Origin of the sequence: Bacillus sp. SIMBA_005 (assembly GCF_046535585.1) — a bacterium.
Taxonomy (GTDB): Bacteria; Bacillota; Bacilli; order Bacillales; family Bacillaceae; genus Bacillus; species Bacillus pumilus.
The window spans coordinates 203,077-216,038 of record NZ_JAWRWI010000006.1 but is presented as its reverse complement, the minus strand read 5'-3'; the positions used below and the strand labels follow the sequence as shown (position 1 = coordinate 216,038).

The 12,962-nt window shown below is 41.8% G+C and carries 15 protein-coding genes; 7 read left to right on the top strand and 8 right to left on the bottom strand.

Annotated elements, in window-relative coordinates:
• Window positions 1–89 precede the first annotated feature (89 nt).
• On the top strand, window positions 90–677 hold the full coding sequence (locus SB660_RS12060) for a YjgB family protein (RefSeq protein WP_410582734.1): 588 nt from the start codon (window positions 90–92) through the stop codon (window positions 675–677).
• 45 nt (window positions 678–722) lie between these two features.
• Here the strand turns inward: SB660_RS12060 and SB660_RS12055 are convergent, their stop codons facing one another.
• On the bottom strand, window positions 723–1,226 hold the full coding sequence (locus SB660_RS12055; RefSeq protein ID WP_061407092.1) for a DoxX family protein: 504 nt from the start codon (window positions 1,224–1,226) through the stop codon (window positions 723–725).
• 194 nt (window positions 1,227–1,420) lie between these two features.
• On the opposite strand from SB660_RS12055, the gene SB660_RS12050 reads away from it, so the two are divergent.
• Entirely contained in the window at window positions 1,421–2,179 is a 759-nt protein-coding gene (locus tag SB660_RS12050) for a DUF817 domain-containing protein (protein ID WP_410582732.1), read from the top strand.
• Between the two features lie 18 nt (window positions 2,180–2,197).
• On the opposite strand, the gene nagE is transcribed toward SB660_RS12050, so the two are convergent.
• Entirely contained in the window at window positions 2,198–3,562 is a 1,365-nt protein-coding gene (gene nagE, locus SB660_RS12045) for an N-acetylglucosamine-specific PTS transporter subunit IIBC (RefSeq protein ID WP_410582730.1), read from the bottom strand.
• 187 nt (window positions 3,563–3,749) lie between these two features.
• On the opposite strand from nagE, the gene map reads away from it, so the two are divergent.
• From map to SB660_RS12030, 3 genes are all read left to right on the top strand, one after another.
• Window positions 3,750–4,499, top strand: coding sequence for a type I methionyl aminopeptidase (gene map / locus SB660_RS12040; RefSeq protein ID WP_008341769.1), 750 nt, complete (start codon window positions 3,750–3,752; stop codon window positions 4,497–4,499).
• Window positions 4,500–4,621: 122 nt separating this feature from the next.
• Window positions 4,622–4,783: a hypothetical protein gene (locus tag SB660_RS12035; RefSeq protein WP_003214360.1), complete on the top strand. Its 162-nt coding sequence runs from the start codon at window positions 4,622–4,624 to the stop codon at window positions 4,781–4,783.
• A 134-nt stretch (window positions 4,784–4,917) separates the two neighbouring features.
• Entirely contained in the window at window positions 4,918–5,055 is a 138-nt protein-coding gene (locus tag SB660_RS12030) for a YflJ family protein (RefSeq protein WP_003214303.1), read from the top strand.
• 41 nt (window positions 5,056–5,096) lie between these two features.
• Here SB660_RS12030 and SB660_RS12025 read toward each other — a convergent pair whose 3' ends face one another.
• Complete coding sequence (locus SB660_RS12025; RefSeq protein WP_410582727.1) at window positions 5,097–5,747, bottom strand: MOSC domain-containing protein; 651 nt, start codon at window positions 5,745–5,747, stop codon at window positions 5,097–5,099.
• Window positions 5,748–5,869: 122 nt separating this feature from the next.
• Here SB660_RS12025 and SB660_RS12020 point away from each other — a divergent pair, with 122 nt between their 5' ends.
• A complete protein-coding gene (locus tag SB660_RS12020; RefSeq protein ID WP_169057323.1) occupies window positions 5,870–6,142 on the top strand; it encodes an acylphosphatase in 273 nt (90 codons plus the stop codon).
• A gap of 28 nt (window positions 6,143–6,170) precedes the next feature.
• On the opposite strand, the gene SB660_RS12015 is transcribed toward SB660_RS12020, so the two are convergent.
• Entirely contained in the window at window positions 6,171–7,277 is a 1,107-nt protein-coding gene (locus SB660_RS12015) for a nitric oxide synthase oxygenase (RefSeq protein ID WP_410582725.1), read from the bottom strand.
• A 104-nt stretch (window positions 7,278–7,381) separates the two neighbouring features.
• Window positions 7,382–7,939, bottom strand: a complete 558-nt coding sequence (locus SB660_RS12010; protein WP_410582723.1) for a PadR family transcriptional regulator — start codon at window positions 7,937–7,939, stop codon at window positions 7,382–7,384.
• 112 nt (window positions 7,940–8,051) lie between these two features.
• Between SB660_RS12010 and SB660_RS12005 the strand changes: the two genes are divergently transcribed.
• Window positions 8,052–8,537, top strand: a complete 486-nt coding sequence (locus SB660_RS12005; RefSeq protein WP_025206914.1) for a phenolic acid decarboxylase — start codon at window positions 8,052–8,054, stop codon at window positions 8,535–8,537.
• Window positions 8,538–8,682: 145 nt separating this feature from the next.
• Here SB660_RS12005 and SB660_RS12000 read toward each other — a convergent pair whose 3' ends face one another.
• The 3 genes from SB660_RS12000 to SB660_RS11990 all read right to left on the bottom strand — a co-directional run bounded on the left by SB660_RS12000 (window position 8,683) and on the right by SB660_RS11990 (window position 12,961).
• Entirely contained in the window at window positions 8,683–10,314 is a 1,632-nt protein-coding gene (locus tag SB660_RS12000) for a M14 family metallopeptidase (RefSeq protein ID WP_410582721.1), read from the bottom strand.
• 179 nt (window positions 10,315–10,493) lie between these two features.
• Window positions 10,494–11,792 (bottom strand): Mg(2+)/citrate complex secondary transporter CitM, encoded by a 1,299-nt coding sequence (gene citM, locus SB660_RS11995; protein WP_410582719.1) that lies wholly within the window; start codon window positions 11,790–11,792, stop codon window positions 10,494–10,496.
• Between the two features lie 191 nt (window positions 11,793–11,983).
• On the bottom strand, window positions 11,984–12,961 hold the full coding sequence (locus tag SB660_RS11990) for a tripartite tricarboxylate transporter substrate-binding protein (protein ID WP_410582717.1): 978 nt from the start codon (window positions 12,959–12,961) through the stop codon (window positions 11,984–11,986).
• Window position 12,962 lies beyond the last annotated feature (1 nt).

Below are 12,962 nucleotides of genomic sequence, written 5' to 3'. Positions count from 1 at the left end.
TAAGAACCAGCCGATCCCTGATCAGCTGGTTCTTTTCACGTTTGACTGCTATTGCACCGGGTATAGATAGAAGAAGGAGGGATTTTATCATGAAGAAAACAACCGCTTTTGTTATGACTGCTTCACTTGCTACGTCCGCCCTCATTGGATTCAGTCCTGCAGTCTCAGCACACGCCATGACCAAAACAGAAATCAAACAATCCGTTCCTCAAGGTCCGAATACCGCATTAAATAGCATTTATGAACTGGCACATAAAGGACAAATGCCGTATTATGCAAAAGGTCTTAAAATTGGTGTTCAAACAAAGAAGGATGTCCATCATAAACTAGGAAATCCTTATCCAGAAACAGGTCAAAGCAGCTTTGATTTGTATCATGCTGAAATGGGGAATCCGGGATTTGCTTTTCATTATGATGCAAAAGGCAAAATTGACGAAATCCGTTATTTCGGTACAAATGTAGAAAAAGAAACGAATATCGGCGGAATGACCCCTTCCCTATTAAAGAAACAACTTGGACAAGCGGATTCGGTCAGCACCATTCCACAGACAAAAGAGAAAAAATACGTATATCGTACTGGAGATTATGAGCTGGAATTTATCGCCGGAAATGACCCAGATATAAATCAGCAGAAGCTCACCGTCCTGCATATTAACCTGGTGAAAGCTGATGCCTAAATAAAAAAAGCATCCTGAGCAGAAGCTGAGGATGCTTTTTCTTTATTATGAAGCCACTTCTAAATGCGGCTTTCTTTTCATTTTTCGTTTCAAGACTGGTCCTGCGACATAATCAAGTCCAAATTTGCCAGCATTTCCTTTCGCAGCCATGATGACGATAGCAATGACTAGAAGAAGCGGGTTGACAGAGACGGTACCAGCTAGTAAGAAAGAGACATTCATCATGCTTCCGAAAAAGGCTGCCGTTGTTGTGAATAATCCAACAATTAATCCTAGACCTACTAAAATTTCTCCCCACATGACCATGGCACTGAATAGTCCAGCATTCGGCAAAGCGACATTTTCTAAAAACCATACATAGAACGGATACACGAGATGTCCATCTTTGACAACAGGTTCAGCTATCGCAAATTGTAAATATCCTGATGCATCGAATCCGCCTGTTAGTTTTCCTATACCAGATGTGAGCCAAGTCCAACCGATATAAAGTCTTGCTGCCAAAAGGATAACCGCTGCCCATACATTCGTTTGTAAGAATTTTGTAAACATGATGATGCCTCCCTTTAATTTATGTGAATTTTTTCACATTTTCTTTATGATCTTATTATACTACGTTAAAACTAATTTGTGATCTTTTTCACATATGTATTCACAAATTGTTCATGAATATCTAGTTGAGATAACTTTTTCCTTGCTAAATCCGTCTTAGTCATTTCAGACAAAGAAAAGAGGTTTCATTTTGTATGAAAACATTATTCCATTTTGCTTACTTACAGGCGGTGTCGTGTCTATTCCCCGTCATGATCTTTGCGGCGCTTGCTCTATCAAAGGTGGTGACGATTCCTTATCTACACCGGTATGATTTCATTCTACTGCTTTGCCTTCTTGCTCAAATTCTCATGCTGACGCTTCGGCTGGAGACATTGAATGAATTGAAGGTGATCTGTCTATTTCACCTGATAGGTATTGGCTTAGAAATGTATAAAGTTCATATGGGTTCTTGGTCCTATCCTGAAGAAGCATATTCGAAGGTCTTTGGGGTTCCGCTCTATAGCGGATTTATGTATGCAAGTGTAGCAAGCTATATTTATCAGGCACTGTCCCGGCTTCGTGTGCAGGTTAGCTCATGGCCTCATCCGTTTCTTTCGATCGGGATCAGTTTGTGTATTTATCTCAATTTTTTTACGCATCATTGGTTCTATGACCTGAGATGGTGGCTGACATTACTGCTTGTTGTCGTATTTCGAAAAACGTCCGTCTCGTTTCAGGTTGGTTCTTCTACTTTTCGAATGCCGCTTGTCGTCTCATTCTTGCTGATTGGTTTCTTTATTTGGATTGCCGAAAATGTCACCACCTTTTTAGGGGCATGGCAGTATCCAAATCAACAGCAGGCTTGGTCTCTCGTCCATCTTGGGAAAATCAGTTCTTGGTTTTTACTTGTTGTCATCAGTATTGTGCTCGTCATCGAACAGCGCAAACAAAAAAACGTTCAGCCCATTTGACCTGGCTGAACGCTTTTTTTAATCCCGATCGACTTCCTTGCGAAGATCATCTGCGACAAATTCTACATTCGTTCCGATGATGATTTGTACGGAGTTTTTTCCTGAAGTCAGTACCCCTTTGGCACCTGCTTTTTTCAAAGTACTTTCATTTAATAATTGTGTATCTTCTACTGTTAAACGTAGACGAGTGGCACAATGATCAATCGTAGTGATATTGTCTTTGCCGCCAAGTCCCTCTAGAAGAATACTTGCCCCTTCTGTCTTCGTATCATCGGCTGCAATATCTTCAATCTCATCATCTTCCCTGCCCGGTGTTTTAAGCTTTAACAGTTTAATGAGGAAATAGAAAACAACAAAGTACAAAATGCCATAAAGCACGCCAACTCCAAGTAGCATGAGTGGTTTTTGGGCGATACCAAAACTTAAAATGTAATCAATCGCTCCTGCCGAAAAGGTGAAGCCGCTATGAATCCCTATGATATTCACTATAAAGAGCGAGAGACCTGTCAGCACAGCATGGACACCATATAAGAGTGGAGATAAAAACATAAAGGAGAATTCAATAGGTTCAGTGATGCCTGTAATAAATGACGTCAGCGCCATCCCAATCATCAAACCAGCGGTTGCTTTTCGCTTTTCAGGTTTTGCCGTCACAACCATGGCTAGACATGCCGCTGGCAGACCGAACATCATCACTGGGAAAAACCCAGTCATAAAGACACCTGCACTCGGATCTCCTTTAAAGAATCGTGCTAAATCCCCTGTTGCTCCGCTGAATTCCCCGAATTGAAACCAAAATAAGTTGTTCAGTACATGATGAAGTCCTAAAGGAATGAGCAAGCGGTTAAAGAAACCAAATAGTCCTGCACCCGTTGCACCAAGACTTAAAATCCATTCCCCTAATCCATTGATCCCGCTTTGAATTGGAGGCCATACAAAACCGAAAATAGCTGCTAATAAAATGGTGAAAAGTGCAGTCATTATAGGCACAAGCCGTCTTCCACTAAAGAACCCTAAATATTCGGGTAGTTTTTTATCCTTGAATCGATTGTACACATAACCTGCCAGTAGGCCGCATAAAATACCGCCAAATATCCCCATATTGTTCGTTGAATTAATCGATGTTGTACCAGCTGATAAAATAAAATAAGCAATCGCTCCTGATAATGCCGCTGCCCCGTTGCCATCCTTTGCAATACCGATCGCTATCCCCATTGCAAAAATCAAAGCCAAGTTTTCAAAAATGGAATTTCCCGCCGCATGAATAAACGGGATATCAAATACATCCTTCCGCCCAATAGCCAAAATAATTCCAGCTGCTGGAAGCACAGCGATTGGAAGCATAAATGATTTGCCTAGCTTTTGAAGAAATTGAAACACCATTTGCTTTCTCCCCCTTTGTCATCATCATGACGAAACGTCCATGATGTTCATAAAAAATATATCATATACACATCTAGTTATCTATACCAATTTGTCCACATTCATTTGAATTCCGCTCTTTACTCTTTTGGCGTGAAATGTGGTAAGCTATTGAATAGAATGAAGTTATAGAAAGCGGGAATGAACAGTGATTGTCAAACATGATCATGAGTTAGAAGCCTTAAAAAAAGTCGGCCGAATTGTCGCTTTGGCAAGAGAAGAAATGAAAAGCCAAGCGAAACCAGGCATGTCTACAAAAGAACTAGATTTGATTGGGAAAAAAATATTAGAAGAACATGGGGCGAACTCAGCACCTGAAAAAGAATATGACTTCCCTGGAACGACTTGTATCAGCGTGAACGATGAAGTTGCTCACGGTATTCCAAGTGAAAAAACCATTTTACAAGAGGGCGACCTCATCAATATTGATATTTCAGCAGAGCTGGACGGCTATTATTCCGATACTGGTATTTCATTCGTATTAGGTACAGGTGATGCTCGTCTTGAAGCTTTATGCCAGTGTGCAGAGGATGCATTCCTTGAAGGATTAAAGCATGCAAAAGCCGGCAAGAGACAAAACCAAATTGGCCGTGCGGTCTACAATACAGCAAAAGAACAAGGATTTACTGTCATTAAAAACCTGACAGGACATGGCATTGGGAAAAGTCTACATGAAGCACCTAACCATATTTTGAACTATTATGATCCATTCGATAATGCTTTGTTTAAGAATGGCACCGTGATTGCCTTTGAACCTTTTATTTCTACAAATGCTGAATCGATTTATCAGGCTGATGATGGCTGGACCTTTAAAACACCAGATAAAAGCCTAGTCGCACAGATTGAACATACCATTGTGATCACAAAAGACGAACCAATTATATTAACGAAGCTGTAAGCAAGCTGATCCCCTTCTTCATTGGAGGGGATTTTTCATTTCCCTTTCACGAATCTGTCACGACTAAACAAAAATGCCTGTGGTAAAATAGGCAAAGATATGCGAAAGGGGTCTTATTTGATATGTGGTTCATCATCATCGGCGTTATCTTTTTGATTGAAAGTATTATCTTAACGGTTGTAGGTATTAAGAAAAAACAATCCATGATGACTTACCTTGGTATTGTCATCATGATTATGACGGTCGGCATGATCATTGTTACCCTCAACCCACCAAATTCATAAATGATTATTTCCAGCATATACATGGATCATAGGAAGATAGAATCAGTTTTCATTTATTCATACCTGCACACTTTTCACGTCCTTTTTTGAGATGTTACAATGCAGGCAGTTTCAATTGAAAGGAGTTTTCTATCATGCATTATGGTAGCAAAGGCTGGTATGTCGAAGAATTAAAGAAGCTTGGTGTGACCAAGCATGAAGGAAGAAAGCTTCAAAGCTTAAAAACATATTTCCTTGCAAATCTTCTTGAGCAAAAGAAACCTAGCTCATAAGCAGTGAAAGCCGTACATCTTATGCTGATGTACGGCTTTTTTTAAATGGGCTGAACTCGCTTTTCTAAAGACTTCCTCACGGCATCTGCTAAGGCATCTACTTCAAGAACGGCTTTCAACCTCTCTGGACTTGTTTGACGATATTTGACCTCGTTCACTTCATGGACTGTAATGTGATGAGATGCTTTTTCTACTAATACAAGAGAAGCATCATCAGGCACTAAGCCTTCTTTCAGCACCCGTAAATAAAAGCCGGTATACCCCGTTTGCTGTACTTCCTTTACAAGCTTCATGTTGCCATGCTTAAAAGATAGTTTCACACATGGCTGTCTTGGCTGACTCACTTCAACAAGTGCTTCTCCAAGCTGAAATACATCGCCAATCCTCACTTCTGTTTCAACTAGTTGGTGCACAGTCACATTCTCACCGAAGGCAGCTTCCTGTAACGGAACTCCTAAAAACTGCTCGAAATAAGCATAGTGATCGTATGGAAAGACGCAGACGGCTTTATCATATCCTCCATGATGAACCAAATCACCTTGACCATCTCCCTCAAAATTGACCTTACTCAAATAGACAGGCTCATGTATTCGCTTTTTGTTGATGGCTGTTTTGATTTCTTTTCCGTTTGCATAGGTCGTGATGGGTTGTCCTACTTGGATTCCTACTATGTCGTATTTCATCTGTCCCACGATGACCATCTCCTTTGATTGTCTCATGGCTATTATTTTACATCTTTAGACAATGAAATCATAGTCGATGCGTGAAGGTCAGTTACATGCTATGGTACGATGAGAAAAAAGGAGAGATGACATTGATTCATTATCATGCCATTGTTACAGGACGGGTGCAAGGAGTCGGCTTTCGCTATTTTGTACAAGGAGAAGCCGTCAATCGCGGGATAAAAGGCTGGGTACGCAACACAGATGAAGGGCATGTAGAGTTAAAGGTAGAGGGTGAGCAGCAGGAAGTGCTTGATTTCTTAAAGACTGTCCGGAAAGGAAGCCCTTTTTCTAAGGTCACAGATATGCAGATGGAGCCGCTCACTGAATTAGCTTATTATCAGGATTTTCGTATCAAGGGATGAAGTTTTCATAAAAAAAACCTAGCTTTCGCTAGGCTTTTTCTGTTCCATGAAAGGGCTTTTCCTGATAAAAATAATTCGGCTTCACAATGGTATTGTCGTAGTGCTTGTGGAAGATGTGGGTAGCAGCTGGTGAGACCGGTGGAATCAGCCAAGTCCAGTCTCCAGTCAGCTTACGGTCAGCCTTTTCTTCCTGCTTTTCGAACTGCTTGAATTGATGTGCTGCTGTATGGTGATCAACAATGGTCACTCCTGCTTCCCTGTAAGAATGAAGAACCGCCACATTCAACTCCACAATGGCTTTGTCCTTCCAAAGCGACGCATTCTTAGTCGTGTCCAGTCCTAAAATCGAAGCGACTTTTTTCAGCATATTGTAGCGATTTTCATCGGCTAAGTTACGTGCGCCAATTTCTGTGCCCATATACCAGCCATTAAACGGCGCTGCATTGTAATGAATACCGCCAATCTCCAATTTCATATCAGCAATAATCGGAACGGCGTACCATTTCAGTCCTAAATCACGAAATCCTTCATATTCCGGATGGGTGATCTCGACTTCTTGAACGATTTCCTTCGGAAGCTCATACAGAACTGGCGGTTGATCCTTTAGCTGAAACATGAGAGGCAGGATATCAAAATGCGTGCCCTCCCCTTTCCAGCCATGGGCTTCACACAATTTTGTTAATTCAAGAGAAGCCTCGTCTCCGATGATGCCGTACTCTGTCTCATAGCCTGCATAACGAACGAGCTGATGATTGTAAATGATGACTTCCTTTTGAGCATCATTTTCTGGAGGAAAGATCGTAATGGATGGTTTGATTTTCCCATCATTTGTCGCATACTCAATATGATGAAAGAGTGCCTCTTTCACCTCTTCTTCTGTCTTCACATGACGGCAGTCGTGAACATGCAGGGTGGACCAAAATAAACGGCCAATACAGCGGTTGCTGTTGCGCCATGCCATTTTCGCCCCGTGCGCCAATTCCTCTTGTGTGTGAGTATACGTCCCTTTAGAGTCAATTTCTTGTTTTATTTCATGCAGCCTTGCTGCTTTCTCTTCATTTGTCTTGCCCAATTCTTCATAGCATACAGAAATAAAAGCTTCTGCTTCATTCCACAACGCTTCTTGATTATTCAAACATACTCGCCTCACTTTAATACGAATATATCCATTGTAGCGGTTTCTATTTATAAATTCACTAGTTTCAAACCATTTTTTATCATATCATCCGACCATTGTCCTTAGAGCGTGGATGAATTAATCCGTTTAAGGGTTTGCTCGAGCCAGCGGACATAGCCTTTTTCCCTTTCAATTGCCCTTGTCAGCACTAAATAATGCCCAAATTGCGCTGAATGAAGCGATTCAGCACCAGGATCATCCTCTATTAACGCGTGCAGTTTCTGCTTTAGCATGTCTACTTTCTTCGTGCGCTCTAGCAGTTGATGTGTAAACAGGTCGGTCGCTTCTTTTTTGTCCATGGAGGAGATGAAAAATGTTTTGAGCATGAATTCATCCTTTGTTGTTTCTGGGATCGGGTCTTTTGTCCTTAACCACTGATGTAATGCTGCTTGCCCTGCCTCTGTGATTTGATAGACCTTCTTCTCCAGCTTCTTTCCTTGAATACGAACATCAAATTCAATAAACCCTTCTTCTGTGAGCCGTTTCAGCTCAGGGTAAATTTGGCTATGTTTCGCACTCCAAAACTGTCCAAGGGAATCCTTAAAATGCTTAGTGATATCGTATCCAGTCAGCTCACACTGATCTAGTAAGCCAAGAATGGCATATTTCAAAACTCTCATGATCTGCCTCCAACGCTTATTCTTTGACAATAGTATACCATAGACCTTAAAATAAACATGTAAATCACGACATGTTTGAAACAACATCATTCTAATGAAAGAAGGAATAAACATGGATCAATTCGTTGGACTTCATATGATTTATACGTATGAAAATGGCTGGGAATATGAGATTTACATTAAAAATGATCACACCATTGATTACCGCATTCATAGCGGAATGGTTGGAGGCCGCTGGGTTCGTGATCAAGAAGTGAATATTGTGAAACTGACAAAAGGGGTATACAAAGTTTCCTGGACGGAACCAACTGGGACAGACGTCTCTCTGAACTTTATGCCTGAAGAAAAACGCATGCATGGCGTCATCTTCTTCCCAAAATGGGTGCATGAACGTCCAGATATCACCGTTTGCTATCAAAATGACTACATCGATCTCATGAAAGAATCTCGTGAAAAGTACGAAACATATCCGAAATATGTTGTTCCAGAATTTGCGGACATTACGTATATTCATCATGCAGGTGTAAATGACGAAACCATTATAGCCGAAGCACCATATGAAGGTTTGACTGATGAAATAAGAGCAGGACGAAAATAAAAAAGCAGCACGCACTGTGCCGCTTCTAAATTGTAGACAAAGGGCTAAATTGATGTTGATTTTAGCCCTTTGTCTTTTTTTCAGCGTGATAGAAAATCTTTGCAGTATAGGACACGTTGAGGGCTAAAATCATTTTAGCGCTTTTTTATTTTATGCCTAACGTCCTGTTAGATAGCAAGAACCGGTACACTGGCAGTTCATCGCCTACTTTTGAAGCAATCAATCCAGATGACATGTAGCTGTCTTTTGATTCTGGCTCAAGGGCAAGTGACAACAAATTCGTTTGCGGCTGCGCTGTGACATATACCTTTGTCCCTTTTGGCAGCTGACGTTTCTTTTGGATGAGTTCTGTTTCAAGCTGAATATCTGTTTGACTCTTTTCGTCTCGTTTTGTTACTTGATAGGCTTGTACCGGTACTTTTACACTGGCAGGTAATGTGACACTTTTTAACCCTAAGGTCTGCAGCTTCCGTTCTACCCCTTCATGCCCAGGTAAAACAAGATAGGCTGTCGGTCGCTCTCTCGACATGACAGGAACAGCGTCGCTCGCACTGTGAAAGCGTACAGGGACATTGATGGTCTGTCCTTTTTCAATATCTACCATTTCAAGCGAATCTTCCACCGGCGCTTTGAAATCATCTTGAATGACCACTTGATCGTCATCATTCGATTGGAGACCTTTTTTCACCAGCTTCAAACGCTCCGTCACCATTTGCTGCTTCACCTGCTTTGAATGTTTCACCGTTGTTTCAATGATTTTTTCATGAGTGGTGACTTGTGCTGCGACGCGGCGGGTAAAGTCTTCTCTTCCAATTCCAATCCCTCTGCTTTCTACAAGAAAGGATAGTGCTGGCGAGAGCGCCAAGCCATTTCGGCCAATTCGTGCATCCGTTCCGCCTTCATAGAGATCGATCTTTCCATCCTTTCCTCTTGTGCTTGTATAATATAAATCATTTGAAAATCCTTGATTTGTCAGCGTTTCACGGACGCCGCTCACGTATAATTCATTTGACGTGAGCCGGATGCTTTCTGGAATATTCAAGTTCTTCCCTGATAAGATCAATAAATCGTGATATTTGAGTGCACCCGCTGAGCCGATATCCTCAAACTGCTTTTGTCCTACATCGTATTCGTGGGCATCAATAACCACTTCTGGTGCATACCAATTAAATTCTTGATGCAGGGCTGTCAGCTCTGGAGATTCTAATGTCATATGATCACGGTTCCCATCCATTCCGTTTGCAAGCCTGCGGTCAAACGCATAAGAACCATCAGGGTTGATTCTTGGGACAATAATGACGTTGACATGGCTGAGTATACGCTCTCCTTCATCACCTGCTAATCGTTTTGCGATGACGAGAGCCGATTCACCGGAGGCCGGTTCATTTCCGTGTATTTGTGCTTGAAGCCAGATCGTTGGCTTTTTTGAAAGTGGAGAAATATGACGATCCTTTGTAAAGTAGAGGGCTGGAATGGACCGTCCTTCAATGGATGTTCCAATCTGTTTCTGCGAAGCATAAGGACTTTTGCGGACAATGTCACGTAAGAATTGTTGAAGCTCTTCTTGTGTGGTGAAGGCTTCTCCTTTTTTCTGAAATGCGGGGGTATCGAACGTCTCGTCAGGCTCAGGGTATAGCTTCTTCACTGGGGCTGGCTGTTCATAATTTTTTCCATAATAAGGGGTATCTGCATGAGCTGAAGCTGGGCTCACCATCGACAAACTTCCTGCTATGAGACATATAGCAGAAAAAAGAATCGTGCCTTTTCGTTTGGACATGCTATCCTCTCCCTTCGTTGATTTGCATTATAAAGAAAAAAACAGTAAAAGTGTCAGTATTTTTCAAAAATATATCTTTTGGAGGAACAGGAATGCTTATTGTATAGGGCAAATGAATCGAGCCTGCTCGGCAATATGAACTAAAAAAGTGCCTGCTCACGTAGCAGACACTCTTTTATTTACCAAATGGAAATGGCCCCAATGAGTACCGACATGACCGTCATGGCAACAACTGCAAGCACAGCCCATTTCATCCCAAACTTCTGATGCTGATCTAGTGATACACCAACAAGTCCAATAAGTAAATGAGTGGATGGAACAAGTGGGCTTAACATATGAATCGGCTGGCCAATAATAGAGGCTCTCGCGATTTCAATTTTATCAACACCATATGCTGCCGCTGTTTCTGATAGGATCGGCAGGACCCCGTAAAAGTATGCATCATTCGGCATAAAGAACGTAAATATCCCGCTCGTTAACGCCACTATGACTGGAATAAAGCCGCCAAGCTGCTCAGGAATGGCAGAAACAATCGATATCGCCATTTCATCAACCATTTTCGTGCCAGTTAAGATGCCTGTAAAAACCCCTGCCGCAAAGATCATGGAAGCAATCGCTAAGACGTTAGTTGAATGAGCCGCAATCCGCTCACGCTGCTGTTCAAGGTTCGGATAGTTCACGATAATTGCTACACAAAAGGCAAGAACAAATAGGACCGTTAAGCTGACTTTTCCTGAGACGAGAAGGAGTACCAATAACAACGTAAGCGTTAGGTTAAACCACCAAAGTTTCGGTCGCTTGATGTCATCCTGTAGTGCCGCTGCCATTTCATTTGCATGAATCGGCTGTTCGAGCTCAATGACACCAAGACGCTTTCTTTCAGACTTCCCAAGAAAGTATGCCACCACAATCATGCTCAAAACCCCTGCACCAATGACTGGAATCATCGGACCAAATAAAAGTGATGGATCAACGCCAAGTGCACTTGCCGCTCTAGGTGTGGCTCCTCCCCATGGAATCGTATTCATAATCCCCATGCCGACTCCGGCAATCCCCGCTAAAATAATTGGACGGATGCCAAGCAGCGTAAATAATGGAAGCATCGCTGTTGTTGTAATCATGTACGTTGTTGTCCCATCACCATCAAGTGCAACAAGCATGGTCAGGACAGCTGTTCCAACGACAATTTTTAAAGGATCGCCTTTGACAATGTTTAAAATTTTCGCCACCATCGGATCAAATAAACCAGCATCAATCATAATGCCAAAGTACAAAATCGCAAACATGATCATGACCGCTGTCGGTGCGACTTGCTGTACACCTTTGACAATCATGTCAGAAATTTCAGTAAAATGAAAACCTGCAATAAGAGCAAATGCAATTGGTGTTAATACCAATGCCGTTAAAACAGACATACGTTTCGTCATAATCAAAACCATAAATACAACCATCATAAGAAATCCTAAGATTGCTAACACTTTGTTCACCCCTTATGTTGTATACGCTTTCATTAAATGTTGGTATCCCATTTCCAACCCTTTCTGTCATGATATCTGACGCCTGAATTGAAGTAAATATTATGAATTTTAATTCTTTTTCGGGCGATAAATGCTTTTTGTTCATTTTGTTCAAACCTTGATTTTGATGAATTCCATGAAAAAAAGCGGTCTTACTCGACCGCTTGTTCCCCTTGGATAAACTGCTCATATCGCCTTAATTGATCTTCCATAAAGATCTTTGCCTCTTTGTTGTTCATATAACGACTTGTCCAGCCTTTTTGCTTCATTTGCTTTTTCCAGGACTTCGTTTGTGTCATTTGATAAAGAAGCTGATCCCATTCTCGAATGTCGTGCTGATTCATTTGCTTTGGCCCCATCACACCACGCCAATGAGAGAAGATAAGCGGAATCCCTTGCTCTTTCCAAGTGGGAACGTCTTTGAATCCATCTAAGCGCTGATTCGTTGTGGTCGCGACAAGCTTCAGTCTTTTCTTTTCATAATCATGACGAACCTCTGTAATCGTCGTGGTTGCCGCATCTACTTCATGGTCAATGAGTGCTTGAAATAAATCATCTGCACTGTCAAATTTCAAAAACTGAATGCGGTATGGATCAATTCCTGCCATTTCGGCAGCCCGTGCGAATGAGATTTGATCATCATTTCCAAAGTCTGGGGCAAACCCGATTTTTAAGGAATCCGGTTTCTTCTTTAGTGCATGTAATAACTCCTTCCCATTTGAGAAAGGAGAGTCAACAGGAACTGCAACGACCTGCCACTCTTCAGCAAGAATGGCGAGCGGGGTGACATCATTCATGGTCACGTTACTGCTACCCAGTAAATTACGGCTTAATAATAGGCTTGAATTTAAACTAATATAATTGGCATCTCGCTCCATCATATATGTCCATCCTTTATCAACCGTTCCGCCTCTTTGATAAAGAATATTCACAGGCTGCTTCACCAGTTTTTCTTGTTCTAGCACGGTTTTCATCACTTGGGCCGTTTGGTCAAATCCGCCGTCGGGTACACCTGATACCACAATGTATAACGGGCTGTGCTCCAGGAAAGAAACTCTTGCTGTTTTTTCATTAAAGGTGAGCGTCGTACAAAGGCAGACCAAGATGATAAGGAGTATTCCTTTTTTCATT

What these genes read in the sequence shown, in the direction of transcription:
- SB660_RS12005 (WP_025206914.1), top strand. Translation starts at nt 8,052, where the DNA reads ATGGATCAATTCGTTGGACTTCATATGATTTATACGTATGAAAATGGC.
- SB660_RS12030 (WP_003214303.1), top strand. Translation starts at nt 4,918, where the DNA reads ATGCATTATGGTAGCAAAGGCTGGTATGTCGAAGAATTAAAGAAGCTT.
- SB660_RS12050 (WP_410582732.1), top strand. Translation starts at nt 1,421, where the DNA reads ATGAAAACATTATTCCATTTTGCTTACTTACAGGCGGTGTCGTGTCTA.
- nagE (WP_410582730.1), bottom strand. Translation starts at nt 3,562, where the DNA reads ATGGTGTTTCAATTTCTTCAAAAGCTAGGCAAATCATTTATGCTTCCA.
- SB660_RS12035 (WP_003214360.1), top strand. Translation starts at nt 4,622, where the DNA reads ATGTGGTTCATCATCATCGGCGTTATCTTTTTGATTGAAAGTATTATC.
- SB660_RS12010 (WP_410582723.1), bottom strand. Translation starts at nt 7,939, where the DNA reads ATGAGAGTTTTGAAATATGCCATTCTTGGCTTACTAGATCAGTGTGAG.
- SB660_RS12060 (WP_410582734.1), top strand. Translation starts at nt 90, where the DNA reads ATGAAGAAAACAACCGCTTTTGTTATGACTGCTTCACTTGCTACGTCC.
- SB660_RS12000 (WP_410582721.1), bottom strand. Translation starts at nt 10,314, where the DNA reads ATGTCCAAACGAAAAGGCACGATTCTTTTTTCTGCTATATGTCTCATA.
- SB660_RS11990 (WP_410582717.1), bottom strand. Translation starts at nt 12,961, where the DNA reads ATGAAAAAAGGAATACTCCTTATCATCTTGGTCTGCCTTTGTACGACG.
- SB660_RS12055 (WP_061407092.1), bottom strand. Translation starts at nt 1,226, where the DNA reads ATGTTTACAAAATTCTTACAAACGAATGTATGGGCAGCGGTTATCCTT.